This is a genomic window from Achromobacter anxifer (genome assembly GCF_903652925.1).
In the GTDB taxonomy this organism is placed as follows: domain Bacteria; phylum Pseudomonadota; class Gammaproteobacteria; order Burkholderiales; family Burkholderiaceae_B; genus Achromobacter; species Achromobacter anxifer.
In genome coordinates this window covers 23903-48311 of the sequence record NZ_CAHLAR010000005.1, presented here as the reverse complement: position 1 = coordinate 48311, position 24409 = coordinate 23903, and the positions used below count along the sequence as shown (strand labels likewise).

Below are 24409 nucleotides of genomic sequence, written 5' to 3'. Positions count from 1 at the left end.
CGGATCTGCACTGCCGATCGTAAAGCATGTCTGATGTCCTCAAAGCTCGTGAAGCTGCCATCCAGGCCGAAACCGCCGCAGAACAGACCTGCAACCTCGGCCTCGACCAACTTCACAAGATGAATGCGCGGCTCGTGGATTTGCACGACGAGATCCGAGCCGCGCAACCCGTCGCCAACAATTCCGTCTGCCTCGAGCTATATGCTTGCGGGCCCGGATGCGCCGGCTGCCCCCACCCTCGCTGGATCCAGTATCGCTGGACCGATCCGCCCGAAGGCAAGAAGGCCATGCTGCTGGGTATGAACCTTGGCGCCAAAGGTAAAGACCCCATCCTCGCACTGTCTCGGAAAGAGAAGCACTATGCGGCGACTGCGGGCTTGATTCGCGAAGCGAAAACTATACTCATTAAGCGCGCCAAACTCCTCGCAGTGTTCAAGTCATTGCGATACGCGGCGCAGTCAAAACTTCCATAGCCCGCTTGTGCGGGAGAACGCCCGCATGATCCTCTTCATTGTCGTTGTCCTTGGCCTGGCGCTCTATGGTGCAATGTCCCTACTGGGCGGCCTGTTCGCCAGCGCGTCCGCGCCCAAGGAACCTCCGGTTGCGGAAGTTCAAGTCCAGGCTGCGGGTGCACCAGAAGGAGGCGTGCGCCAATGGCTCACAGATTCCGCCATGAACATGGCCGCCGCGTCAGCCGGGTTGGAGTTCGCTCCCCTGGATCCTGAACTCGAGGGTTGCAGCGCCAGCATCCTGGCCCCGTCGCAAGTTGAGAACCTGGTCTTGTCGCTGCCGGAACCACAGCGCAGCGCGCTGGCAAAGGTCATGGTATCCAGTGCGTCCGTATGGACGGCGCAGCTCTATACGGGTCCGCGCGGAACCGGACTATGCCTTCCGAATCAGTCAAAGCTGGTGGTGTTCTCCGGCATCAGCAATCCCCTCTCATCCTTGAACCCCTCCTGACATGAAGCTGCACGTACTTTCGGATCTGCACCTCGAGTTCTGCGACTACAGGCCTTCCGCGCTGGCGCAGGACGCCGATGCCGTGGTTCTCGCCGGAGATTTGTGCCCAGGCACATCAGGCATTGCTTGGGCGGCCAACACCTTCCCTGGGAAGCCCGTGATCTACGTGCCTGGCAATCACGAGTTTTACCACGAGGATATGGTGGCGTGGCACTCAGAAGCCGACGCCCTGAAGACCTCGTTCCCGAATGTCCACGTGTTGCAGGCGGACAGTTTGTTGCTGGCCAATGGCGATGGTGCCCCGTTGCGCGTGCTCGGTGCCACCCTGTGGACCGACTTCGAGCTGTACGGATCGAATCGGCGCGAATTCGTCGCCAAGAAGGTCGAGACTGCGCTCATGGACTACCGGACCATCAAGTTGAACAAGCAACAGCTCAGCTGGAGGGACACTTTGGAGATCCACAAGGGGCAGCGGGCATGGCTGTTGTCGCAAGCCCGGGCTGCACGCGGCCGCGGCGAGAAGGTCGTCGTTGTGACCCATCATGCCCCAAGCTTGCGTAGCTCGGCCCCGAGGTACGTGAACGATCTGGTGACGGCCGGCTTCGCCTCAAACCTCGAGTCCGTTGCCTCGGAACTCGTAGACGTCTGGATCCACGGCCACATGCATAATTCGTCGGTGTACTCGCTGGGTCGATGCCTGGTCGTGTGCAATCCCCGCGGATACCCTCGCACCCACCGCGCCCACCTGGGCGACGTGCAGTTCGAGAATCCCCGGTTCAACCCGGACCTCATCCTGACCCTGAATTGACCTCATGACCAAGCATTTCCATTCCTGCCTCGTTCTCGCAGTGGCCGCGTTCGCCAGTACCGCATGGGCCTCAACAGCACCGGCGCCTGGCGCCGCTTCTGGACCTTCACTCCAGGTGAAAGGGGCAAGCTTGCAGGCGGGCGCCCCGCTCCTGCTGGCCCTGAACGGCGGCACGGCGAGTGAACCCTCCTTCGAAGTTCTGTCCTATGCGGTGAAGTCGCATCCCACCTGGTCGATCGAGTCGATCGGACCCTCGCACGCATCCGAGCTGGCGCGCATCACGCTCAAGAGTCCCGCCGGCGCCAAGCTGTCGATGGATGTGGCCGCAGCCCTCAAGACCAGGCTCGCGCTGAAAGCCGGCGACCAGGTGACGGCAGAACAGACCAGGACGGGCCGAGCTGCAATGGTCGTGTTCTACCGTGGCTCCACGCCGCTGGGCCTGGTGCCAAACGACGAAGTCACACTGCCAAAGTAGTCTGGGGAAGGCTGATCGCCTGTAACAGCTCGGCGTAGTGCGCCTCGTCGACCCCCAGGCGTGCACACCACTCCTTGAAGTATTTGGTCAGCCGCTCACGATTCTCGTGGGTGGCTTCGTGGTAGATGGAGTAGTCCTTACGATTCTGCACCTTGTCGCCGATTAGCATATGGTTGACGGCCGGCAGAGCACTCAAGCGAATCCCCCCGGCACGCATGGCGTCCTTTGCCAGGTACTCATTGGCCACCGACCGGTACTCCATGGCGTATGCGAGGGTCACGTGCCCATCCGGTACCTCCGCCAGCGCATTGATCACCGACTGAAAGTTGGCGGTCAGGTCCGCATCGTTCTGCACCAACGGGTGCAGGCAGAAGGCGCGCAACGCCTTATCGCTGGCGCCCACAGCACGCATTACCCCCAGGCCCTCATCGATGTGGTTCATGAGGAAGACCTGGCTGCGCTTTGCAACCTGATCGCCATAGAAATCCTGGATAAGCTGGTACTCGACGCTGTCGAGGATCGCCCCAACCAGCTTGAACTCGGCGCCCTGGGCCGCCAGGATGCTTTGGATGTTGCACGACCTGGTCGTCAGGATGGGAGCGCGCTGGCAAAGCTGTGACATGATTTGCTGCCTACGCGCCGATGCCAGCACGTAGAAGGAGCTGTAGCGCTCCTGAGGGCGATCCGCAAACCAGAACTGGGTCTCGCACGCCTTGCCCTCGAATCCGGAGGCCCAGCGAACCGCACCAGACCACCGCACGCCTTCATACAGGAACTGTCGTGCGCGCGTCTCGTAGTATTGCAGGACCTCCGCCAAGGTGTCGGCGGCGTAGGGAAGGCGCCGCTTCCCCAGGGTGGTCTCAAGCATAGTGTCACTCCTTCAGAGTTTGAAAGGGGCCGCCACCGGGCTGCCGGGAGTGGATGGAAGGGCGAGGTACCAAGTGAGGACTTCCATCGCGGCAGCGATGCCCAGGCAGGCTCGTGCGAAGTAGCCCTGGGCACGCATCTCGTCAATCCACTCCTGCTGCTTGGCGGAGACCTCGGCATCGTTTGGAGGCGAGGCCTTGAACTCGATCCACAAGCCAAAATAACCGCCACGCGCCACAGGCAGGAGCAAGTCGCTCACGCCCGCGCGCACGCCCTGCTCCTTCATCCGCCAGCCTTCGAAAGCATTCTTTCGCGATCCGCCGTTGGGAATGTGAATAAGTAAGCTACCGACATCCGGGTACCTCAGTCGGAACTCCTTGATGAGCAGGGCCTGCTCATCTCCCTCGATTTCTCGCTTGCGCGGTGATGTAGCACCAGGTTCCGTTTTCGCCTTCTTGCCGGCCGGTTTCTTAACTGTCGTCGATTCGCGAACGGGCGCCAACTCCTCGGGCCGGATCCAGCCGCGAGCAATAGCTTCTTCGGGGGAGATACGCATGCCGGCAGTATATCAATAAAGCGCCGTGGCGTCGTGTCTGAAAGTAGCCGAAATGGCGAAAATGACTATACGAATTCAGGAAATCTATACACGCACTCACCTGAAAGGACAGTTTATGACTATGACCTCTAAAAAGCTGAAGCCGTACGCGGTCGTTCGCGCAGACCACAGCCACGGATACGGCCACATACGCGTGTCCTTGTACGACCTGTGGCCGAGCCATTGCGATGCCCCTCTCTTCACGATTCGCTGTCAAACTGGCAGTACCGACGCCACCCACAAGCACTACAGTTATGCCTGGAAATACGGTATCGCAAGCAGCTATGATCCGCTCACCACTGCCCAGTTGCAAATGGGGCTGCGCGTCATGCGACGCGTGGACAAGGCTTTTCTGAAGCTGTCGGACGACGGCAAACGGCCCAGCCAATACCCTGAGTATGTTCTGGCGATCTTGCATGCCGTCGGGGCTCGCTCGATGTACGTGCAAGACGTGGTCAATGCCAGCGTTCCGCGCGAACACACGGACCTGCCAACGTTCGACTGCTTCAAGGACCCTGATTCGGCCCTCAACAAACTCTTCGCTATGCTGGAGGAGCTCAATGGCCGGATCTGAACAAGCCGCAGCGATCTGTTATAGCCGCCCACGCGCCGTCGTGGCCATTGAATGGGCCGGCTGCGTTACGGGCTTGTTCGGCTCGTACCTGGTGGCTGCCAATGTGTCCGTATCCGGATTTGGCTTTGTCGCGTTTCTCGCATCTAACATGCTCTTCCTGGCCTACGGGATCAAGACGAAAGCATGGGGCATCGTGACCATGCAGATGGGCTACACAGGCTCGAGTGTGATGGGAATCATGCGCTGGTTGGCCTGACGCTGACCTCTCGGCGCCTCCTCTCGTGAGGGGGCGCTTTTCTTCGTCTAGCGCACCTATACAAGGGAGGCATCTATTCCCTAGGTCAACTCAACGAGGACATCATGAACCTGAGCAACAACTTCGCGCGAGCACTGCGTATCCAGAACCTGACCTTCAGCGGCACCTTCACCGACGGTCGCGATTGGAATCTAAATTTGGTGCGTAACAGCATCAGTGCCAGCATCAGCCGCGGGATCACGAAAAGCTGGGAACACCAGACTTTCTCCACAGCCGGCATGTGTGATGCCGAAATACTGAGGACCATGGCCGCAGCGCTGCCTGCCCACGAGCTGATGACGTATTTCACCCGCAATTCGGGGGCGAGCACTGCGTTTTCAATGGGGCTGGCCGACCGGCTGCGCAGGGCATATGAAGAGCCTGACGTGCCGAACAAGAAGTACGAAAAGCCATTGATGGATGCCGCGAAGGTATTCTTCGCGGCGGTCATGGAGGCTTTCGATATGCCGATCAGTTCGGACCGGCTGATCGATAGTCGCGCCAACCTCATCGTGAGGCGAGGCGCAACAGCCAGTGCTTACAGCCCCGTGGTAGCCGGCGTGGTCATCAAGCTTCCCTTTGGTTCGAACAGAACTCGCGATGTTCAGCTGGTAGCGGACCCAAGTCCTTTCTCGGACAATGGCTGGTCGCTGCGCATCAACCCCATCGCGTTCTCGCCAGAAGAAACCAGTGAGCTTCACAAGAGGTATTCGATCGCGATGAAGCGACTTGAGGACAAAGGCTACGAGCTCTCACCGATTCCCTGGGTTGGTCAGTTGTTCTGACGCTCAGCTTCTCCAGACCCCCGCCAGCCGGGGGTTTTTTGCTAGCTACACGCGAATCCAGTGAAGCCACTCCGCCGGCGGGATGAGACGCTGGAGCGGGATGTTGTAGATCTCGTGACCAGGGCGAATCGCGTAGTCCGCGTGGACCTTATCCCCGGGCCCGTAGTAGGTGGCTTCCTTCAGGAACCGGGTGGACTGGATGGCCCCTAACAGCCACAGAACGCGCTGTTGGATCGAATAGTTCATAAACATGAACCAGTGGGACGGCTCTGCGGCGTGGCGCGCGCTGATCTGTGCCGTGTAGTCCAGCTGCGGCGCCTGCTTTCGCTTGACCGTCTTGGCCCCGATCGTGATGCCGCTGGCCGTCATGAAATCGGCTTTGCCGGCGACATCGTCCGTGAGCCACTGGACATGACGCACCCCCTGCTCCGTCATCCAATCCAGCAGCACCAGCTCGCCCAGGTCCCCCACCCAGCGTGCATCGGTGGCAGATTCGCTGTACAGATTCGAGTAGCGAGCATCACGACTCGAGCGGATGCTCTTCGCACGATGCTCCTGATCGGGTCGGACAGGCAAAAGGACCCAGTCGGAGGGGGATTTGACCAGCATGAGACAAGCAGAAATTTCGACCGGAAGTATAGGTAGAAACTTGCATATGTCTACATCGGCGCAGGAATGTTGACTGCCGCTAATGGTTATCGAGTGCCGCCACGCGGCCCGGCGATCGCGTGAGACGTTCGGAAAGACTCTGAAGGACCGGCGCGTCGAGCCGACGCTGAATTTCGCGTGCCACGATCAGCCCTTCCGCAAAGGCGGCCGCGCTACTGGGGCGCATCTTTCCCGCCATGTCGCCGATGGCGAAAACACCGGGTACTGCGGTCTCGTAGTGGTTGTCGGTGAGTACCAGGCCCTCGGGCGACAAACCCACCATGAGCCCCATCAGCGAGCGGCGCGGCACCTCGTAGCCGTAGCAAACGTGCACCAGGTTGTAGGGCTGGCCGTTCACCTCGTTGTGGATCGGATTCACGTCGTACTCCCCCAGGCGTACGTCAGTCTCCGGCACGGCGGTGACCAACTGAGCCCGGGCCCGCAAGCTGCGGGCGAAGATGGTGATGCGCGGAGCGCCTGCCTGCTTGAGCGCCAGGTAGGACTGAAACGCGGAATCGCCTCCCCCGAGAATCGCGACCGAGCAATCTTCCAAGGTCAGATCGGGCGGCAGGGGGTCGGGGCCGAAGATCCGACCTGGTCTCGGCGCCAGGCCTCCGCTGCGAGGCGCGATGCCGCATGCCAGAACGAGGCACCGTCCGCCAAGAACAGTACCGTCCTGGAGGACCAGACCGAATGATGTCCGCCCGGCCAGGGCCTCGACCGCTGGGTTGGAATGACGGACATCGAGAGCCTGGCCCATCGCAGCAATGTTCAAGGCCTGGGCGGCTTGAAGTGCAGTAGGACCCCCGTCGCCACAACCAGGCTGGCGAACCTCACGCAGCCGGCCACCGCAATGCGCTGAGCCCTCGATCACAACAACCGTGTATCCGAGCTGCTGGAGCGCCAACGCGCACGAAATCCCAGCAGGACCGGCGCCAACTACAAGGACATCCTTGAGACTTTGAGAGGACATGATGAAACTTCGAGGCAAAAAGGAAAACTCGACACGAATCGAATCCACCGTATAGCTCAAGTCCACAGGCACACAGAGCGGTTCACACGCGCTTTCGCTCCACCCGACCCTCTCCACAACGACCTCGGCTGGCTGACCAGGCAAGCAGCTCGTTGCGCCGCGCCACAGACATCCGCCCTGGCAAGCCTTTCGAGAGACGCCTCCCACAAGCATCTCACCTCTGAAAAACGCCTATCCGGAGCATCTCACCTCACGATCCGCGCTTCGAGATTGCCGGCTGATCCGCGGTCAGGTTTGAGTGCGCAGACCAGCCAGGCTCAGCCATAGCTGAGGAGGTCGATCGCGCCCGAGAAGGAGGGAGAAAATCTGTATTGAGGATATCTTAAATAATTAAAAGATAATTACGGCTCAAAAACTCCCATGAAATACAAGGCGTTTTTGCAGAAAGTTAGCTATCTCTACACGTCGTTTTAGCAAACTCTACACGATCAGTGTTAGCCATCTCTACACAGCCATGCGGCGTGGCTTATGCGGTGGCTTAGCAATCTCTACACGAGGGTCTCGGCTGATGTATACTTGAAACCTGCCTTATGCCAACAACCAAATCCGAACCCACGGTCGATGTCATGTCGGACCCCACTTTCGCCGCAGCACTCGATGGCGCGGAGCCGGCCCCGGAGAATTTCCTCGGCCTCGCGCTGCCCTACGGGCCTGGCAACAACGTCGTGCTGCCCTATGCCGTCTGCCGCGGCGCGATCTTCTCGTCAGTGGAGTACGTCGGGCGCGGCGCGCGGCTGCGCCCTGCCTATGTCCGACCGGTCCTCATCGCCTCGTTCGGCCCCGTCCAGGTCTTCCAGACCGCCGGTGAGCAGCTGAACCAGGGGGCGGCGGATGTCTACGCCGAGCTGGTGCGTCTGGCCCTTGAGCGGCGTTACAGCCCTGGTGAGCGGGTGGAAGTCCAGATTCAGGCTGATTCCTTCCTGAAGTCGATCGGACGGGATCGGGGGATGAACAACCGGCTGTGGCTGGCCGAGGAGATCTCACGGCTCAAGCGGGCCTCTTTCCGTTACGAAATGCCTGGACTGAAAGCCTGGGAAACCAGCTTCATTTACGACTTCACAGAGGACCGCAGTTTTCGGGATGTAAAGACGTCGGCCGCGTACACGATCGAGCTGAATCCCCGCATGATGCGGGTCTACCAGCAAGGCTGGACCTTCCTCAAAAAGCAGGTACGGACGCAACTCCAGGCGAAGAAGGATTCCCTGGCCAAGGCCCTGTATGCGCTGTATGCAACCCACAAGGCTCCACGGGCCATGAAGGCTGCTGAACTCAAAGGATTGCTGGGCCGCGATGAGCTGCGCGACCCGCGCGGTACTGTCATGCGACGGGAGCAGCAGAACAGCAAATGGCTGCACGACCTGCGTGCGGCGCTGGCCACCCTAAAGGAGGCCACCGGGTGGCGAACCTGCGATCTGCGCGATGGCGTGGTGCATGTGGTCAAGGGCGCCAGCGCCGCACGCAGCGAAGACCCCTACGGCGATTCAGACGATATTTGATTGCCATAAGACCTTTTACGAGATATACTAATGGCCTCATTATTTCATCCTAGCTTGGGTTCCATGTCTCATTGCGTCTTGCGTCGTCGTTTGATCCTGTCGTTGCCTGCATTGGCGGTCCTGTCTGCCTGCGGCGAAGGCGGCTCTGCTTCTTCGCAGGAGTTCGGCATTCCGAAGCAACAGCCGCTGTCGGTGGCGGCGATCGAGAAGTTTGCTACGGGGTTCGATGTGGGGGCCGTCATGAGCCGCCGTCGCGTGTTTGTGTTCTTCGACCCGCAGTGCCCGCACTGCGCGCGCTTCTGGCTGGAAACCAAGCAGCTGGCCTCGCAGGCTCGCTTCACCTGGATGCCGGTGAGCATTCTCAATCGTGCGAGCATGGCGCAAGGCGCGACGATCCTGGCCGCGCCGTCGCCTGCCGCGGCCATGGACGAGCATGAAGCAGCCTTTACCTCCAGCGGTGGTCGTGGCGGCATTTCGGCAGCAGACGTCGGCGCGCAATTCAAGGCGGCGGTGACTAAGAACACTCGCCTGTTCGAGAGCTTCGGTCTTGCTGGCGTGCCCTTCGTGGTTGCCGAGCACGCGCGGACCGGCGCACTGTTCTCTCGCCAGGGCGGCCTTCCGGCGGACCAGTTGGCCCAGACACTGGGTTGGTGATATACCACTACCTAGAGAGCAAGGGGCCGTTCACGGCCCTTTCTTATTGCGGCATGCTGTTATGTCGCTATACTCAAGCAGCAACTTCACTACCACAATAGGGGACTTGCGCCAGAGGGGCGCTATTTTTGCGCCCGATTTCAAACTGCAATTGTTCATAATCAAGCACATGAAGTGAATCATCATGACTCAGGTTCTCGCACTCGATCAGGGTGGCCGCCCCAGCCGGTGGGCCTCTTGGGATGAGGCTCTTTGCCATATGCTCAAGGGCCATGTTTCGTGGCAGCTCGGCGAAACGAAGACGTACCGTGGCGGTGTTAACCGCGCCACGGGGAAAGACAGCGTCGTCTATGTACCGAGCATCATCGCGCTTCACAATGAGGTGTTCGATGGTCGTGTCGCACTGACAAACCAGAACCTGTTCCTCCGTGATGATTACACCTGCTGCTATTGCGGCCAGCGGTACCTGCGCCAGAAGCTCTCGCGCGAGCACATCGTTCCGGTGTCTCGTGGGGGCGCGGATAGCTGGACGAACTGTGCCACGGCCTGCAAGAGCTGCAACAACCGCAAGGGCGACCGGCTGCTGGAGCACAGTGGCATGACGCTGCTTTATGTCCCGTACGTACCGAACCGGGCCGAAGGCCTGATCCTGGAAGGGCGGAACATCCTGAGCGATCAGCTCGACTTCCTGCGGAACTGCTTGCCGAAGGCTTCCCCGCTGCGTACGCGTTCCTTCCAAAAAGGGCAGTTGCATGTTCTGCATTGATCCGGGGCCGCACAGCCCAGTTTCAACCACCCGTCGCGCGCTGCTGAAAGGTGGCGCGGCGATGGGGCTGGTTGCCGGCCTGGAGGGTCATGCCCTGGCTGCTCGCCCGCGCGAGGTTGGGCGGATGCCTGTGCTGTTCATTGGACATGGAAGTCCCATGAATGCTGAGCGCATGGGCGTATTTGGTCAGACCTTGCGCATGTTCGGCAAGCGCATGCGTAAGCCCAAGGCGATCCTGGTTGTCTCCGCACATTGGATCACCGAGAGCGGCACGTCCGTTCTCGGTGAGCCCGAGCCTCGAACGATCCACGACTTCTCCGGTTTTCCTCAAACACTCTACGACTTCGTCTACCCGGCGCCGGGCAGCCCTGCGCTCGCGGCGCGTGCTGTGGATCTGATGACCCCGTATGCCGGCCTGCGCTCCGACTGGGGCTTTGACCACGGCACGTGGACCATCCTCAAGTACCTGTACCCGGAAGCCAACATCCCTGTGTTCCAGGTGTCGGTCGACATCTACAAGCCGGGACCGCACCACTACGCCCTGGGCGAGCGGCTTTCCGCGCTGCGTGACGAGGGCGTGCTTATCATCGGCAGCGGCAACATCGTGCACAATCTGCGCCGCACTGAGCGTGTCGAAGAATCGGCAAATGCCTCGCAGCTCTGGGCCTACGCGTTCGACGAACAGGTTCGAGTCGCCCTGACCCAACGCGACGATAGGCTGCTGACCAACTACGGCGAAATGCAGCACGCCGAGATGGCCGTCCCCTCCCCGGACCATTACTACCCGCTTCTCTACGCCCTGGGCGCCGCCAAGGATGACGGTCCGCCGGCGACGCTCTACCACAGTTTCCAGTCAGGGACGATCAGCATGCGCTGCCTCCAGTTCGGCCGCTGAGTTTCTCCGTCAGGTTGCCTATACGCGCATAGGTACACCTGTCAACGGAGGAAATATGCAATATGGCGCAATCATGAAGTGGGTTCAAGGACTGACTCATGCCGGCCGCGAAGCACAGCGAAAAGAGAAGCTCGAGAAGCTGTTCCAGATCAACAACCGACTGGTCCATCGTCGCAGCGGCGAGCAGTACACCGTATGCGAAGTGAACACGGGCCAGGCGATGCTTCTGGATCCCAAAGGCTTTCCGATCATTACCAGCTGGTTCACCAGCGCCGGCCGTCTGAAAACGGAACTGGCCGACGTCTGGGATATCGTTCCGACCTGATCCGCAGCTCAATGCCTCGACCTTGTCGAGGCATTTTTTGCTTTATGGGCAGAAAAACAACCGCGATTCCTATACTAATTTCCGGCTTCTTCCCTGCACGAGGGATGGCCATACTTCCGGAGTCCCCGTGTTCGCAACTGCCCCCTATCCCCTTCAGCTGTTCCACTCCCTCCAAGAACGCCTCTTCGCTCAGCACGCCGAAGGTACGCAGCGCCTGACGGAACTGCTCAAAGGCGTGGAGGCGTCCGTCGACAACTACAGGACCATTCTCCCCGCGCTGAGCCGGCGCCGCGAAGAAGCGATCGTGCTGCTCCAGGAGCTGGATGCTCGCCAGTTCCTCATTGCAACGCTCAAGGCCGCAATCCGGCGGGCCGAGCTGTCGGTCCACATTCCGGACCTACGCGATCGCATTGCGTTCTACGAGAATTCCGTGTCACTGTGGAATGATGTCCTATCCGGCCTGCCCAGTCGCATGGCGCCCGAGGAACAGATGGAAGGGCTTGTGGCTCAGCTGGAGAGTCTGCGCTCCGCCGGGTCAACCGACACGGCCAACCACCAGCGGCATGCCCTGCGCGCGATCAAGGCTGAGATTCCGCCCTTGGGACGGGAGGATCTGAACAAGCACCGTGCGGACATGGACCAGCTTCACATGACGCTTGCGCTCGAGCGTGCCGAGATGCAACGGCTGTTGGCCCAAACCCCCATCTCCCTTCGCGTGCAGAACAAGGGCCTGGCCGTGATGCTGGAGGCCCTGGGGCTCGAAGTCTTCGAAGTGTCCGACGCGCCGGCCGATAACGCCGCTGCGACCGGCGAAGCAGCGGATGGAAGTAATGGCTAAGTTGTCTGGCGACCTGAACTTCGTCGCCCTGGACCTGGAGTTCAACCAGCCCAGCCGGCGCGTGATTCAGGTCGGGTTGAGTGTCGGGAATCGCAAGCAGAGCGAGGATGCGTATCGGCGGTATCAATGGGTCGTGAATCCCGACGAGCCCATCGCTCCCGAGATCACCGATTTGACGGGGATCTCGAATGGGGATGCTGCGTGCGGCCTGAGCCTGCCCGACATGGCCATTGCCGTCGTTGACACCCTCGCACGCGAAGGCGCATACCTGCCCAATCCCGTGGTCTGGGGTGAGGGTGATTCGCCGGCGTTGCGGGCCGCGTTCCAGGCTGCTGGGGTCCCCTACCCGTTCGGCTTCCGGTCGATCGATACGAAGGGCTGGCATGCCTACCTGGCGCTGACCAATGGCGATAGCCCGCAGGGTGGCCTGCGCTCGATCATGAGGCGGTACGGCCTCGCCTTCGAGGGGGAGCCCCACCGTGCGGACGTCGACGCATTCAACACCCTTCGGCTGTTCTTCAAACTGCTGGAGCGGCAGCGCCGGCTGACCGGGGTGGTCGCCCACGCAAGCGAGGTGTCCGCTTCGTTGAAAGGCTGACGCCCCCTCGCCGCATCGCGCACAAGAAAACGCCCAGCTTTGCAGCTGGGCGTTCGAGTTTCCGGCGTGATCAGATCTTGCCGGTGCTGCCGTAGCCGCCGGCGCCGCGCGCAGTCGTGGACAGCTCGGATTCGTCTACCACCAGGAAGTGGGTACGGGTGACCTCGTTCAGTTCGGCCTGGGCGATGCGCTCGCCATGCTTGACCACGTAAATTTGGTGACCGTGGTTATGGAGGGAGACCATCACTTCGCCACGGAAATCGTTGTCGATCTTGCCGACGTTGTTGCCCAGACGGACCCGATGCTTGAACCACAGGCCGCTACGGCCCAGGACGTCCATGCGCCAGCCGATGGGAATTTCCACCTTGAGGCCGGTGTGGATTTCTGACGACGTGCCTGGCGGGATGATGAGTCCGCCGGCCGCCGCGTCGATCTGCTCGGGCATCAGGACCGCATGGAGGTCGAAGCAGGCCGCGCCTTCCGACTGGTAAGCAGGGACGCGTGCGTCGGGGTGGATCTTTGCGATCTTGAGCTGGATGGACTTCAGGGTATTCACAGGAGTATGCCTTTCGGTTGGTTGGGAGAATCTGGTTAGGCGGTTTGGCCAGCGGCGCGATCGCGGAGATAGCGCATGACTTCAGGCCACTGGTGACCGCTCTTGAAATGAAGGAACGTGCCGCGGAATGCGTGACAGTTCGCTTTGTGCGGGCGGTCATCGATCAGGATGTCGCCTTCGTCGCCCAGCAGGCCTTTGTCGTGGGTGATGATGATGCGGGTTGACAGCTCGGGCAGATGCTTCAGGATCCATTCGACCTTGTCTGCGTACGCATGCGGGATGCCTGTAGGCGGCTTCGTGGCGATCCAGGCCTCGTAGCCGAGACGAATGGTCTCGCGTACGCTGTCCAGCGCGCCGGGGACCGGCTTCATGGAGCTGTAGGCGCCAGGCATCGTCTTGAGGATGTGGCCCGGCAGACCCAGCTCGGCCATGCGGCCATCAAAGTCCACGAGCGGTCCGTCCATATCAAAAAATACACGGTTCATTTAGGTGTCCTAAGGTTATGTGAAGATTGAGATGACCTCCCCTTCGTATAGGCTTTCGCACAGAAAAGGCGCCTCATTACGAGGCGCCGAGGGGGATCAGCCGAGGAGGCGGGTCTTGATCTTCACGGTGGCACCGAATCCCGGCGCCAGGCGATTACGAACACCGACCAGTGCACCGGCAAGACTGCGCATATCCTGGCAGAATCCGGAGTGCTGGCGATTCAGCCAGGCCTTGTCGCCAGGGTAATGCGTGGACAGCACGACGTGCCGGCCGGTGTACTTCAGAGGCGAAAACAGCTTCTCACGGACCTGACGGATCGAGGTGCAGCCAGGGGCCTTGACCTTGGTCCGCGTCGGGCCCACATAGGCGCAGTTCAGCTCAGGGGCGTACGTATGGCGCTCGAGGATGATCTTCATGCTTGGGCCTCCTTGTAGATGACTTTGTGCTTGTCGATCCCGGGCGCCTTGCGATCGTCCTTGTAGCGCATGGTGATGAACGCCGCGTGCGGCCGCGATTCTGCGTCGCTCATGCGCTGGCGCTCGGCCAGCGCGTCCTTCAGGGTCATCTCCACGTTCTTCTCCGCGAAGACGTACTTCGAGTCGCCGTAGGGAACGGACGTCATGCCGCGATCGAACTCGGCATGTCGGACCACTATGGAAAAGTCATACAGGTTTGCCATCGATGTTTCCTTTCAGAGGGGTTGTACTCACCCTCGTATAGTTAAAGATGGCTATCTCGACCGCAGAAATGCACCGGCAGCGGATCCGGGGTGCTTCATGGCGCGGTGGCTTAGCCGATCAAGGCCTGATCGTTATCACGGGCCTTGCGCACCGCGTCGGCCAGGCAGGAGAACCCGGCATTGAGCGGGAACGAGACCTGGACGCGGTCGTAGGGCAGGTTCCAGCCGATATCTGCGCGTTCCGCCATCCACTGGAACAGGCTGGCCTCGTCGCCCTGCGTGCTCGATCGGGTGGTAGCCGAGCCACCTTCGGAGAGGAAGATTAGCTGCAACGAAGCAGCGGCATCCGCGCGCTGCTCATACGCGTTGGGTCCCGGCTTTGCGGACGAGGCTGCCCGGTGCGCGGCAAGGTATGCCTGTGCTGCACGCGCTAACGCATCATGGTCAATGATCACTGTCGATCCTTTCGTCGGTTGTTGGATCACCAAGCCGTATAGCGAAGGAAAAGCGCCCGCAGCAGAAGCTGGGGCGCTGAGTGTAGCCGTTACGGTCAGGCGGTCATTTCGAACTTGATGGCTGGGTGGTGCTCGTAGCCCACCAGCTGGACCTGCTCGGGATCGAGGCGGGCGAAGATGCCTGAAATCTCGCTGACCGAGGTGAGCGTCGGAATGTTGCCCAGGTCCAAAGTCGGCTGCGGATAGTGCTCACGCGAGAGCATGAGCTCAACCCCTTCCAGGTGCTTCTCGTAGATGTGCGCGTCACCCACATGGTGGGAGACCGTGCCGGCGGTCAGCCCGGCCAGGCGCGCCATGATGTGCAGGAACAATGCGCCCAGGACCGTGTTGAAGGCCAGGGCGGTGTCCCATGAGCGCTGGTAGAAGCTCAGGTGCAGCACATTGGACGTGGTGTCGACGATGAATTGGTAGTCGACGTGGCATGGCCTCAGGCACATCTGATCGAACTCGTCGGGGCGCCAGCCGGTCACGATGATGCCTCGATCCGAGGGGTTGGTCATGATCGTGCGGAGCGCCGCCTCGAGCTGGTTGATGCCTCGACGCATGATCCAGCGGCCGCGATCAGGATCATGAGCCCGGATCTCGTAGCCGTGGGCTAGCAGGTCGTCACGCTCGCCTTCGGATTCGGCTTCGCGCCAGTCGCGCCAATCCGTCCATTGCGCGCCGTAGATGCGCCCGGCGTCGTCAGGACCGCGACGCGCTTGCGAGTTGAGCCAGGCCGGCGTCACGTTGGCATTGGTGTCCCAGACCTTGCAGTTGAGCTCGTCGCGGAACTGCTTCGCGCTCTGATAGCCGCGGAAGAAACCGAACAGCTCGCCCTTGGCCGGACGGAAGTACAGCTGCTTCGAGGTGATGGCGGGGAAGCCATCGGCCATGTCGAACTTCAGCATGTGGCCAGGGACGAAGCGAACGTACTCGCCGGTACGGGAGTTGAACTGCCGAACGCCATGGTCACGAATGTGACGCAGAAGCTCGTGGAACTGCTCCATGGGATGGGGTTTGGTCATGATGATTTCCTTTCTGGTAGATGTGGTCAGCCGGAATGGCCTGAAGGCGTATAGGGTAGAAAATGAAAGGGCCCAGCCGAAGCCGGGCCCACTCCCTACACGCGCATCAGCCCGCGAGCAGGTTCTTCTCGATGGGCTGGCCGTGCATCCAGTGCTTGACGGTCTGCACATGCCCGCGGCGCACGAACTTGGCTACCTTGTGACGGAACTCTCCGTAGCCGATCGGGCCGGCCAGGCGCAGTACATAGCCTTCGCTATCGCCCCACTCGGACTCGGTCCACAGCGCGCGGATCAGCTTTTCGTCATAGACGCCGCGGTAGCGCACTGGCACCGGCCGCACGCCCAGGAGCTCGAACCACTCCAGCGTTTCGTCCCAGCCGAGGCAGACATTGCGCTCATTCCACATGGAGAAGCCCATGAAGTACGTTGGCAGCTGCTGATAGTGGATCGAATGCTTGGCGAACAGATTCTCGCCGCACAGGCGCCAGCCTTCCGGGATGTCCTCGGCGATCGAGCCCCAGAAGCCCTTGGCCCAGCTGCGGCTTGGGTGCCCGCGGCCATCCACACTGCGGGCATGGAAGTAGTCGCGGTACATGGAGGTGTTCTCGCCGTCCATTTTCTCTGTAACGATGACCTCCAGGCCCTCGAAGGCGGCCATCGAGGCGATCACACGATCGTCATCGTGGATGCCGGGAGACCATGGGAGATGGTGCGTGCGTGGGTACTTCACCTGGTTGGCGAAATCGCCCAGCACCCCACCCTCGCCCAGCACCTTCTGCACGCTCTCGTCGAAGAAGAGCTCACCCTTCAGGCGCTGCCCGCTGGCCAGCACCGGATTTCCCCACTTGTCGTAGGCGTGGTCCGGGTAGAGGTGGGAGGGCACCAGGATCGAGGTGATACCGCAGGCCTCGCGCACCTGCTCGACACTGATGGTCGTGCGCTCGCATTCCATGTGATGCTTTTCGCAGACAGAGGCGCCGTTGGCCAGGTAGTAGCCACCATCGGTCCACAGGCGGCGCTCGATGATGTGGTGGGCATCTACCGCGGGCTCGCCGCAGAAGACGCAACGGTGACCGTCGCGAGCGAAAACGCCCTCTCGGAAGTCGTCACGGCTCAGCAGGCGCGTTTCGTTTTTCGTTTTCATGTCCTAATCCAATCTTCATTCAGGGACCCTGGCTGGCGCGCAAACGGGTACCAATTCACCTTCAGACCTGCGCCACGCGGGCGCGGAACCAGGCTGAGGCCCTACGGTTGATGTCGCCCATCACGTCCTGGCGGGAAAGGCCGCTCGATTCGAGGGTGTCCGCCTCCTCTTTGATCACGTCCTTACCGAACCAGGCCAGAAACGCTCCGATATGGTCCATCCCGACCGAGCCGAGCTGCGCGCGCAGAAGGTCGTAACCCTGCTCCAGGCGGCTTTCCGTCGTGACGGCGTCAGCAAACGCCTGCCGGCTGGCCAGGACTTCAGGTGCGATCTGCACCAGGCGCGAATTCTTCGTGCCCTTGTGCTTGGCGCCCTTGGTCTTGAACTCCAGACGCCCCCAGGCGGGATCGGTGCAGGACCAGACGATGCCTTCACCGATTCCGACCAGGCCCAGGGCCTTCGCCACGGGACATGCCTCTTCGACTGCGAGGGTGCGCTCCTCCAGGTAGTCGAGCATGGCTTCCGGCTGGTTGAAGTCGATCGTCACTTCGAAGCATTCGAAGTCCGTGATGAACCGGATCTTGCACTCCCCCTGGCTCTCGAGCGCGTAGTGGGCATGGTATTGCGCCGCCAGCAGGTCCACCGACAGCCAGTGCTCATGGCCTGCGGCATCCGTCGCCAGCGCACGCAGAACGAACCAGCAGTCGGGCAGCCGACCCACCGCAGCCTTGCGGTTGACGGACGGGCCGCAGAATTCTCCGAAGACGTGCAGCGTCACCAAGTCGCGCAGACCACTCAGCACCGCGGTGGCGATCGTTGCGGCCTTCAGCACGTCCAGGTCTGAGCCGCCAGCGGCAACCCGCGCGGCGAAGCCGAAGTTGTCACCACCCTTCTCGATGGCGTCCGGTACCAGAAAACGTTCACGGCTCTGGGCATACACGCCGGCCTCCGGGCCTGCGAGCTCAAAGCGGATGCCTGCGTTGGAGCCATGCAGCTTTGTCGTTCCTCGGAACGTCAGGACGGGCTTGGGCCGGGATGGGTCATACATGGGCTCATCGGCAGCATCCTGGCCGATGTAGGTCGAACGATGCTCGACCGTGGCAACAACGTGTCGGAACTGGTCAATGGAGGGGAAAGAGCGGAGCTGCATGGTACTTCTCGATTTTGACTGCTGCAATTATGCGCGCAGTATATCAAAAAAGTAGCTTTAAACAATAGAAAAAGCACCATCAGAAATGGTGCTTTTGAGAAGAGTGATGGAGCGATTACAGATCGTTCAGAGCGGCCTGACGCTTCTCGATGGCAGATGCCACGGGATGCTTCTTGACGGCGACAGGAGATTTCGGGTTGATCAGAGCCGTGGTAGCCATTATGGCCAGGGCGATGATCGCGCCGTAGATGGAGATTGCCTTCATGATGTTTCCTCGTTTTGCATCGACAGTGATGCAATTACGTATAGCGAGAAACACATTCATGACGATTTTCGGAGCCGGCGACGTGTGTGCCTGCTATACGGGGAATGTCCTCTCCCGTCGACTTCACCCATACAACGCTTGTCTGCATCACGATCGCCAGCGCGCTGCTGATCATGATCCAGCTGCACACGGGGCGTTGGCGCGCCGGCGCCGGCCGGGTACTGATGCTCTTGGGCGCCGCGGTGCTGGCGCTGGCAGCGGGCCGCCTGGCGCTGCTTTACGAATCAGGCTCCTTCCCTACTCACTTCCTGCTGGCAGTAGCCCTGTCGCTGACGATCTCGGATGCGCTGGTAGCAGTGTTCCGCTGGGTGTGGCGCCGATTGGCCCGGCAAGGCCCCTCCGTGGGCCGCTGAGCCCACCGGAGGCCGAGCCTATACGCAGGTGTAGGCCAAACCCATTTCAGGAACATTGAGGAGTTTTTCATGGACACACCCAGCAAGATCACCCGCGTCCTCCATCGGCCTGACGGCTCAGATGTGCGGATCGTTGCCCAAGCATGTTATGGGCTTGGATTGAGACGCTCGATTGACTTCTACGTGCATCGTCGCGAGAGCCCGAATCACGACTGGAAGCTATTGGGCGACCGTCCCCACCCCGATTGGCGAAGCATGTCCGTGGATGAGTACATCAAACGCGGCCGCGCCGAGATGCTGCAAGCGGTTACCTGGGGCGAAATCTTCAAGGTGACGAGTGAACTTGCAGCCATAGCACCGTAGCCCATCTACTCCGCCCCGCGCATTCCTTTGAATGCCGGGGCTTTACTGCTGGCGCCCATGGCCAGGCGCCAAGTGCCGCCGTAGGCCAGAAATGACTACAGGGCCCATAGTGGGCCCTGGTGATTGTCAGAAAACGCGCTACAGCCCGTTTGCGAGCCTCACGCCTCACGCCTTCTGCCTGGTCAGCCGGCAAGCGCAGCCCGTGCCTGGTCCTTGCGATCGCGCCATGGCAGCTCGCGCCAGAGGGGAGCATGCTTGACCTGAGCGGCGGTGTTCAGAACACGCCCCAGGGCGACAGGAAACTCGGCCAGGTCACGGCCTAAATAGAAGCGACGCTTTGCCTTGACGCGGGCGGCATGGTGCCGGCGGGCTGCGCGAATCATGTTCTTGATCATGGTTGGATCCTTTCGTTCTGTGCTCGAGCAGGTGTGTCAGCAGCTAGGGAGCTGATGGCACGCCGGCAATCGACAATCGCAGATCCGAGGACCCATGAGGCCGGTTCGCCGGCTGTTTCCGCTCTCGCGGTCTACCGGAGTCCAAATGCCCCGGTAATGAGTATAGGTGCCGGGATATCTCACACGGTGTTGTTGTGCATGAGATCGGCGGCCTTGAGCGTGGTCCTCTGGTCCGTCTTCTCCAGCCACTGGCGCACGGCCACTGAATCCAGGATGCGCGATTCCCGCCGTTGGCCGTCCATGAGCACGATCAGGGTCTCCCTGCCTTTGATCATGGCCTGCATTACCAGGCAGCGCCCTGCCTCGCGGATGTAGCCGGTCTTGGAGACGCCGATGTCCCAGCTGTCGCGCTGCACTAGGGGGTTGGTATTGCGAAACACCTGCTGGTGGCGGGCAATAGCGACCTGCATCTGGCCGTCGGTGGAGAATTCACGGATCTTCGAGTAGTCGGCCGCCGCGGACACCATCCGCGCGAGGTCTTTAGGGCTCGCTACATTGCGCGCGTCGAGACCCGTGGGGTCGAAGAACTGGGCTGACGTCATGCCGAGCGACCGGGCCTTGCGGTTCATCGCGGCCAGGAACGCTGGCATCCCGCCCGGGTACGTCCGGGCCAGCGAATGGGCTGCGCGGTTCTCAGAGGCCATCAAAGCCAGGTGGAGCATCTCCTGCCGGCTCAAAGTGGTTCCCACGGCCAGGCGCGATGTACTGAACTTCACCCGGTCGACGTCGGCATCCAAAATCTGAATTCGCTCGTTCATGGGTAGGCCAGCATCGAGAACAACCATGGCTGTCATCAGCTTGGTGATCGAAGCGATTGGCCGCGCATCGCCGGAGTTCTTTTCCAGCAAGGGCATCCCTGTGCGCTGGTCCATGACCATGATGGCATCGGATTCAAGCATGAGATCTCCCACGCGCGAGGCATAGCGCATGGAGGGCGCCGGCGCGCGAGTTGCTCCAGCTCTTCGCTTGGCCTGCCTCACCGCACCGGAGGCTGTCTTCTTGCGCACGGTCTCGACCTTTTTCTTTTGAGGGCTGGTGAGCTGTGATTTGCTCTTCGTGGGGGCGGCATGGGCCGGGGCCGCCATGGTCATGGCCAGAGCCAGCGCGACGGCCGAGAGCGCGGAATTCTTGATGGCTCCTACGCGCGGGAGCCAGGGTTGTGGGCCAAACATCTCTTTTTAACTTCCATTCCTGTAGCAACGAGAAAACCATCGACTTAGCGATGGTCCGATGGCGTATAGGCGCGAAAGCTCAAAATTGTTGAGGAAATGTCAACCAGACCACAAAATGGGAAGAAAAGGACTTGAAATGGGGATCAGTATGCGGACGCGCACCTAGGGTGGCAGTGGTGTGGCGCGAAGCCAGGTGATGCGATTTCTGCGTGAATATGCAGGGTCGCTATGTCAGTGACAGTCGAAAGGAGGACTCATCCGCGACGGCGGGAATCTCCTTACTGGATCATGATGCATTACATGCTACTCGGCAGGTGGCTGAGCGGGATCAGCGGTTTGCGGAAACAACAAAGGAGCTTGCATCAGGCGCCCTTCATGCTCCATCGCCTTTGCTGTGGCTTCGGCTGACACAAACGCTTCGTCGAGCGATTGGGCCGCCTGATCAAACAAGCGCGCAGCCGCACGGCGACGCGCTTGAGAAGCGGCGGTCATGTGATGCGGTGTTGGGTAGGTTTGCATGGCTCGTTGCTCCATCTGGAGTTGCCGCACCTGGGTCTTTGCGGTGAAATTCCCGCAAGACCCCCAGTGGTCAGTCGGCGGGCACCGATTGCCACGATCGATGTACGCGCTCGCAGCTCGCGAGGGCAGCTTCGATCTTCAGGATGTCGCGCTGCTTGGCTTCAGAAAGCTCTCCATGCGTGACCTTCGCACCACCGGGGTGCTCCAGGTCGATGATGATCGGCTTGCCGGGGAGTTGTGGAATGCGAACGAGCTTGAGTCCGCGGGCACGCTCGGCGTCGAGCCAGGCTTGAAATTCTGGGGTGAATGGCATTATGGTCCTTGATGTCAATGCGCGTTGGCGTCTTGCCGGCCAGAGAAAAGGTCTTTGCAGCTGCGCCAGGTCAGCACGGCGGACATCACGATGACCTGACCTGCCAGGACGCCGATGAGCATGCCCAATGACCCGTCGTTGATGTCGTGCTGGAGGTCGCTTGGCAGAAGCGGGAGCACGTAGACGAAGAAACCGAAGCAGGCAAAGAGCACGATGGGCAGCGCCAGCAGGAATGGCCAGTCGCTTTTCGCCTGGCGGCGCATGGTTGGAGAGGGATGCATGATGGCCTTTCACGAGAATCTGGCGGAGGGACAGGGATTCGAACCCTGGTGGCTGCTCATCACAACCCAGCTGCTTTCCAAGCAGTGCCGATAGGCCTCTCTGGCACCCCTCCTTGATTTGACGCTTACCTCGGTGCGTAGACCAGTTCACGCATGGTCGGCTTCGAGCCGGAGGCCCGCCTTTTCGCGCGCAGCTTTTGTTTAGGCTCGCTGTGCATACGAGCATCACCGGCTGGCAGGCAGGGTTGGATACCTGCACGCGGTTCTCCATGGTGGGTTTCCGGAGGTGGTCGAAACCACCCGTGATCTTCCGCTACGGCCGGCCATCTGTTGCAGTAGACCGCGATGCCATGCGAGTTAGCGTGTCATTCCACGCTTCCACCAGCCAGTGAATCCTGTAATTGCCCCGTCCAAGTTGCGCGGACTTGTGCACCGAGGACTTTAGCCTGGCGAGGGCCTTCAGACAGGACCGCGGCGTCTGCCCGACGCCTTCGCGATATGCGTAGCCTTGCGGCCGACCCGCGTTGTCGCGATGCCCTGTAAACCCTGGATGCGGGGGACGGAATCGAACCGCCGCCTCTGGGACATGAACCCAGCACGCTACCACTGCGCCACCCCGCGTAAATTGGTGGAGGACTCGCTTACCAGGCTATCCCCCTGGGCACTTTGCCAGTCAATCAGGCAGGCATCCGATACTGAGCCGCGCCTCCGGTCAACGCCGGTCGCTTGCCGTTCTCAGTGCCCTATCTATCCGTCGTTCCAGCGCCTGACACGCTGCCCGCCTTACTCCTCTGGGAAGCGGGTTCCCCCTCTATCGCCAACAATAGGCACTCTGAGGAAGAGTTCGGCTTTACGAGGCACGTCTCGGGTTTGATTTGGGTAGGCAGGTAGTGAGCCTGACGATGTTGTGTTCCGGCACCTCGTTTCGCCGCGAACGCCACGGCCGTCGCCCTGGTTCTTTGCGGAGCGCTTTCATATGGAACACCAACACCACACAGCACGAGGTAGCGCCACTGTGCACGGGATCTCCCGTTACTACCCAAAAATGGTTGCGGGGATAGGATTCGAACCTACGACCTCCGGGTTATGAGCCCAGCGCGCTACCTGACTGCGCTACCCCGCCAAATTGAAAATTGATGAATACTGGATTACTCGGTGGAGGGTTATGAGCCTTGTCGCGACGCAGCAGCCCTCACGATTGGCCGGTCAGCCATCCGGCGAAGGTTGAGCCCTAGCCCTGCCACTCCGATAAGTATGAGTGTGGCCGCTAAAGCATGGAACTGTTCACCAGTTACGCTGAGGTTGACGGGCGACAGCCCTCCCCAGCCGATTGTCAAGCCTATGCCCAGCCAAAAGCAGAATCCGAGCGAATCCGGAAATCCAGCGGTAATCAGGATGAATGCAGCAACCGCGCCACGATTACCCAGGCTTGATGTCAAGAAACCTTCGTGTAGCGTAAGGGCTGCTCTATCCACCAATCGCATCAGTTTCGTCATTTCAACTCCATTGTGGTTTCGTCAAATTCGGCACCGCGCCATGTCCACCGGATAATCTGTATACCCAAATTGATCAGCCTGCATGACAGCGAACGATCAAGGGTGGTCCATCCGGAGGGATTCGAACCCCCGACCAAGCCGGCTAGGAGGCGGCTACTCTATCCACTGAGCTACGGACGGATAAAACTGGATGCGGTGGGCAGGATTCGAACCTGCGACCTTCGGCTTATGAGGCCGACGAGCTACCAGACTGCTCCACCCCGCTATAAAATCTGCGCCCCGCTTCCTGACGGCACGGCTTGTGTCTCTACCCACCAGCGATCGAGTTTCGCTTTTTCGTTCCTCGCAAACGCATCTACGTATTTCAGCTGGTTTGAGGCCTCGCCGGACAGGACGCAGAACAGTCACCATCACTTCGCAGCGGCCGGCGCCGACGTAGAGCGCCGGGACTCGCCATTTAACGCATGACTGCGAGGAACCGGTGCAGGAGCTGGAATCGAACCAGCGGCCTCCAGGCTGGGGTGCCTGGTGATCCACCACTGATCTATCCTGCGTAGCGGTCAGCATCGTGATCGATAGCGGCACGGGTCGTCTCTCTAACCCCTTGTTTATCCACCAGGGCAATTCCAGACTGTGCTGAGCGTGTCCGGCTGTGCTGGTGGCCCGTGCGATCTAGGCTCGATCGGTCGCTAGTTGGGCGCAAGGCCCGACTCGGTCACGATGGTGTGTGGGGCCGCCAGCTTGATTCGAACAAGCGTTGCCCCCTGAACTTGGGGGTGTCCTAGGCCTCTAGACGATGGCGGCGAAAATGGAGAACCGTACGGGTGTCGAACCCGCCTGAACAGGGTGAAGACCTGTTGACCTCCCGGAAGTCGAACGGTTCAAGGGAGCTGCCTAAACGGCAGTGAGGGGGCCGGCCGCTTGAATCGAACAAGCGTTTCCTCTGAATGGGGAGGCGTCCTGTGCCACTAGACGAGGCCGGC

General features: G+C 60.7%; 35 protein-coding genes and 8 tRNA genes. 16 read left to right on the top strand and 27 right to left on the bottom strand.

Annotated elements, in window-relative coordinates:
- Positions 1-26 precede the first annotated feature (26 nt).
- The 4 genes from HWY37_RS16715 to HWY37_RS16700 are packed head-to-tail and all read left to right on the top strand — an operon-like array spanning position 27 to position 2243.
- Entirely contained in the window at positions 27-473 is a 447-nt protein-coding gene (locus tag HWY37_RS16715; RefSeq protein ID WP_176089154.1) for a hypothetical protein, read from the top strand.
- Positions 474-498: 25 nt separating this feature from the next.
- The gene (locus HWY37_RS16710; RefSeq protein ID WP_176089153.1) at positions 499-960 is read left to right on the top strand and encodes a hypothetical protein; all 462 of its coding nucleotides are present in this window, start codon (positions 499-501) and stop codon (positions 958-960) included.
- A 1-nt stretch (position 961) separates the two neighbouring features.
- Positions 962-1768: a metallophosphoesterase gene (locus HWY37_RS16705; RefSeq protein ID WP_176089152.1), complete on the top strand. Its 807-nt coding sequence runs from the start codon at positions 962-964 to the stop codon at positions 1766-1768.
- 4 nt (positions 1769-1772) lie between these two features.
- The gene (locus HWY37_RS16700; RefSeq protein ID WP_176089151.1) at positions 1773-2243 is read left to right on the top strand and encodes a hypothetical protein; all 471 of its coding nucleotides are present in this window, start codon (positions 1773-1775) and stop codon (positions 2241-2243) included.
- On the opposite strand, the gene HWY37_RS16695 is transcribed toward HWY37_RS16700, so the two are convergent.
- Both HWY37_RS16695 and HWY37_RS16690 read right to left on the bottom strand, forming a co-directional pair.
- Entirely contained in the window at positions 2227-3111 is an 885-nt protein-coding gene (locus tag HWY37_RS16695) for a hypothetical protein (protein WP_176089150.1), read from the bottom strand. The two genes, HWY37_RS16700 and HWY37_RS16695, sit on opposite strands and share 17 nt — an antisense overlap.
- A 12-nt stretch (positions 3112-3123) precedes the next feature.
- On the bottom strand, positions 3124-3666 hold the full coding sequence (locus HWY37_RS16690) for a VRR-NUC domain-containing protein (RefSeq protein ID WP_176089149.1): 543 nt from the start codon (positions 3664-3666) through the stop codon (positions 3124-3126).
- A 115-nt stretch (positions 3667-3781) separates the two neighbouring features.
- On the opposite strand from HWY37_RS16690, the gene HWY37_RS16685 reads away from it, so the two are divergent.
- From HWY37_RS16685 to HWY37_RS16675, 3 genes are all read left to right on the top strand, one after another.
- A complete protein-coding gene (locus HWY37_RS16685; protein WP_176089148.1) occupies positions 3782-4279 on the top strand; it encodes a hypothetical protein in 498 nt (165 codons plus the stop codon).
- Positions 4266-4535: a hypothetical protein gene (locus HWY37_RS16680; RefSeq protein ID WP_176089147.1), complete on the top strand. Its 270-nt coding sequence runs from the start codon at positions 4266-4268 to the stop codon at positions 4533-4535. Before HWY37_RS16685 ends, HWY37_RS16680 begins: the two co-directional genes overlap by 14 nt.
- 104 nt (positions 4536-4639) lie before the next feature.
- Complete coding sequence (locus tag HWY37_RS16675; RefSeq protein ID WP_176089146.1) at positions 4640-5359, top strand: hypothetical protein; 720 nt, start codon at positions 4640-4642, stop codon at positions 5357-5359.
- 45 nt (positions 5360-5404) lie between these two features.
- Here HWY37_RS16675 and HWY37_RS16670 read toward each other — a convergent pair whose 3' ends face one another.
- Both HWY37_RS16670 and HWY37_RS16665 read right to left on the bottom strand, forming a co-directional pair.
- Complete coding sequence (locus HWY37_RS16670; RefSeq protein WP_217706390.1) at positions 5405-5968, bottom strand: hypothetical protein; 564 nt, start codon at positions 5966-5968, stop codon at positions 5405-5407.
- Positions 5969-6047: 79 nt separating this feature from the next.
- On the bottom strand, positions 6048-6980 hold the full coding sequence (locus HWY37_RS16665; protein ID WP_246302346.1) for an NAD(P)/FAD-dependent oxidoreductase: 933 nt from the start codon (positions 6978-6980) through the stop codon (positions 6048-6050).
- 590 nt (positions 6981-7570) lie between these two features.
- On the opposite strand from HWY37_RS16665, the gene HWY37_RS16660 reads away from it, so the two are divergent.
- From HWY37_RS16660 to HWY37_RS16630, 7 genes are all read left to right on the top strand, one after another.
- Positions 7571-8536: a hypothetical protein gene (locus HWY37_RS16660; RefSeq protein WP_176089144.1), complete on the top strand. Its 966-nt coding sequence runs from the start codon at positions 7571-7573 to the stop codon at positions 8534-8536.
- Between the two features lie 63 nt (positions 8537-8599).
- Positions 8600-9190, top strand: coding sequence for a thioredoxin fold domain-containing protein (locus HWY37_RS16655; protein ID WP_176089143.1), 591 nt, complete (start codon positions 8600-8602; stop codon positions 9188-9190).
- 184 nt (positions 9191-9374) lie between these two features.
- Positions 9375-9956, top strand: coding sequence for an HNH endonuclease (locus HWY37_RS16650; protein ID WP_176089142.1), 582 nt, complete (start codon positions 9375-9377; stop codon positions 9954-9956).
- Positions 9943-10851: a 4,5-DOPA-extradiol-dioxygenase gene (gene ygiD / locus HWY37_RS16645; protein ID WP_176089141.1), complete on the top strand. Its 909-nt coding sequence runs from the start codon at positions 9943-9945 to the stop codon at positions 10849-10851. The genes HWY37_RS16650 and ygiD overlap by 14 nt, the downstream gene beginning before the upstream one ends.
- A gap of 73 nt (positions 10852-10924) precedes the next feature.
- A complete protein-coding gene (locus tag HWY37_RS16640; protein ID WP_176089140.1) occupies positions 10925-11176 on the top strand; it encodes a hypothetical protein in 252 nt (83 codons plus the stop codon).
- Between the two features lie 127 nt (positions 11177-11303).
- The gene (locus tag HWY37_RS16635; protein ID WP_176089139.1) at positions 11304-12014 is read left to right on the top strand and encodes a hypothetical protein; all 711 of its coding nucleotides are present in this window, start codon (positions 11304-11306) and stop codon (positions 12012-12014) included.
- Positions 12007-12612: a 3'-5' exonuclease family protein gene (locus tag HWY37_RS16630; protein WP_176089138.1), complete on the top strand. Its 606-nt coding sequence runs from the start codon at positions 12007-12009 to the stop codon at positions 12610-12612. The genes HWY37_RS16635 and HWY37_RS16630 overlap by 8 nt, the downstream gene beginning before the upstream one ends.
- A gap of 70 nt (positions 12613-12682) precedes the next feature.
- Here the strand turns inward: HWY37_RS16630 and dut are convergent, their stop codons facing one another.
- The 9 genes from dut to HWY37_RS16585 form a co-directional block, all read right to left on the bottom strand.
- Positions 12683-13168: a dUTP diphosphatase gene (dut, locus tag HWY37_RS16625; protein WP_246302336.1), complete on the bottom strand. Its 486-nt coding sequence runs from the start codon at positions 13166-13168 to the stop codon at positions 12683-12685.
- Between the two features lie 35 nt (positions 13169-13203).
- Positions 13204-13653, bottom strand: a complete 450-nt coding sequence (locus HWY37_RS16620) for a 5' nucleotidase, NT5C type (protein ID WP_176089137.1) — start codon at positions 13651-13653, stop codon at positions 13204-13206.
- A 96-nt stretch (positions 13654-13749) separates the two neighbouring features.
- Positions 13750-14070: a hypothetical protein gene (locus tag HWY37_RS16615; protein WP_176089136.1), complete on the bottom strand. Its 321-nt coding sequence runs from the start codon at positions 14068-14070 to the stop codon at positions 13750-13752.
- Positions 14067-14333, bottom strand: coding sequence for a hypothetical protein (locus tag HWY37_RS16610; protein ID WP_176089135.1), 267 nt, complete (start codon positions 14331-14333; stop codon positions 14067-14069). The genes HWY37_RS16615 and HWY37_RS16610 overlap by 4 nt, the downstream gene beginning before the upstream one ends.
- A 110-nt stretch (positions 14334-14443) precedes the next feature.
- Positions 14444-14788, bottom strand: a complete 345-nt coding sequence (locus HWY37_RS16605; RefSeq protein ID WP_176089134.1) for a hypothetical protein — start codon at positions 14786-14788, stop codon at positions 14444-14446.
- Between the two features lie 95 nt (positions 14789-14883).
- Positions 14884-15855, bottom strand: a complete 972-nt coding sequence (gene thyA, locus HWY37_RS16600) for a thymidylate synthase (RefSeq protein ID WP_246302335.1) — start codon at positions 15853-15855, stop codon at positions 14884-14886.
- A gap of 106 nt (positions 15856-15961) precedes the next feature.
- On the bottom strand, positions 15962-16999 hold the full coding sequence (locus HWY37_RS34665) for an RNA ligase family protein (protein WP_246302334.1): 1038 nt from the start codon (positions 16997-16999) through the stop codon (positions 15962-15964).
- Positions 17000-17060: 61 nt separating this feature from the next.
- Positions 17061-18149 (bottom strand): RNA ligase family protein, encoded by a 1089-nt coding sequence (locus HWY37_RS16590; RefSeq protein WP_176089133.1) that lies wholly within the window; start codon positions 18147-18149, stop codon positions 17061-17063.
- Between the two features lie 115 nt (positions 18150-18264).
- The gene (locus HWY37_RS16585; protein WP_176089132.1) at positions 18265-18414 is read right to left on the bottom strand and encodes a hypothetical protein; all 150 of its coding nucleotides are present in this window, start codon (positions 18412-18414) and stop codon (positions 18265-18267) included.
- A gap of 104 nt (positions 18415-18518) precedes the next feature.
- Between HWY37_RS16585 and HWY37_RS16580 the strand changes: the two genes are divergently transcribed.
- Together HWY37_RS16580 and HWY37_RS16575 are read left to right on the top strand one after the other, a co-directional pair.
- Positions 18519-18827 (top strand): hypothetical protein, encoded by a 309-nt coding sequence (locus HWY37_RS16580; protein ID WP_176089131.1) that lies wholly within the window; start codon positions 18519-18521, stop codon positions 18825-18827.
- 69 nt (positions 18828-18896) lie between these two features.
- Positions 18897-19190 (top strand): hypothetical protein, encoded by a 294-nt coding sequence (locus HWY37_RS16575; RefSeq protein ID WP_176089130.1) that lies wholly within the window; start codon positions 18897-18899, stop codon positions 19188-19190.
- A 182-nt stretch (positions 19191-19372) separates the two neighbouring features.
- On the opposite strand, the gene HWY37_RS16570 is transcribed toward HWY37_RS16575, so the two are convergent.
- From HWY37_RS16570 to HWY37_RS16505, 14 genes are all read right to left on the bottom strand, one after another.
- Complete coding sequence (locus HWY37_RS16570) at positions 19373-19585, bottom strand: hypothetical protein (RefSeq protein WP_176089129.1); 213 nt, start codon at positions 19583-19585, stop codon at positions 19373-19375.
- Between the two features lie 179 nt (positions 19586-19764).
- Complete coding sequence (locus tag HWY37_RS16565) at positions 19765-20544, bottom strand: serine hydrolase (protein ID WP_246302333.1); 780 nt, start codon at positions 20542-20544, stop codon at positions 19765-19767.
- Positions 20545-21120: 576 nt separating this feature from the next.
- Positions 21121-21336, bottom strand: a complete 216-nt coding sequence (locus HWY37_RS16560) for a hypothetical protein (protein WP_176089128.1) — start codon at positions 21334-21336, stop codon at positions 21121-21123.
- 70 nt (positions 21337-21406) lie between these two features.
- Entirely contained in the window at positions 21407-21649 is a 243-nt protein-coding gene (locus HWY37_RS16555; RefSeq protein WP_176089127.1) for a hypothetical protein, read from the bottom strand.
- 14 nt (positions 21650-21663) lie between these two features.
- Positions 21664-21930, bottom strand: coding sequence for a hypothetical protein (locus HWY37_RS16550; protein ID WP_176089126.1), 267 nt, complete (start codon positions 21928-21930; stop codon positions 21664-21666).
- A 20-nt stretch (positions 21931-21950) separates the two neighbouring features.
- A tRNA-Ser gene (locus HWY37_RS16545) sits at positions 21951-22043 on the bottom strand.
- Positions 22044-22477: 434 nt separating this feature from the next.
- Positions 22478-22551: transfer RNA gene (locus HWY37_RS16540), tRNA-Met, on the bottom strand.
- A 425-nt stretch (positions 22552-22976) separates the two neighbouring features.
- Positions 22977-23054 (bottom strand) — tRNA-Met (locus tag HWY37_RS16535).
- A gap of 39 nt (positions 23055-23093) precedes the next feature.
- Positions 23094-23426: a hypothetical protein gene (locus HWY37_RS16530; protein ID WP_176089125.1), complete on the bottom strand. Its 333-nt coding sequence runs from the start codon at positions 23424-23426 to the stop codon at positions 23094-23096.
- Positions 23427-23529: 103 nt separating this feature from the next.
- Positions 23530-23606, bottom strand: a tRNA-Arg gene (locus tag HWY37_RS16525).
- Positions 23607-23613: 7 nt separating this feature from the next.
- A tRNA-Met gene (locus tag HWY37_RS16520) sits at positions 23614-23691 on the bottom strand.
- A gap of 216 nt (positions 23692-23907) precedes the next feature.
- Positions 23908-23980 (bottom strand) — tRNA-Gly (locus tag HWY37_RS16515).
- Between the two features lie 174 nt (positions 23981-24154).
- Positions 24155-24230, bottom strand: a tRNA-Asn gene (locus HWY37_RS16510).
- Between the two features lie 5 nt (positions 24231-24235).
- Positions 24236-24309, bottom strand: a tRNA-Glu gene (locus HWY37_RS16505).
- Positions 24310-24409 lie beyond the last annotated feature (100 nt).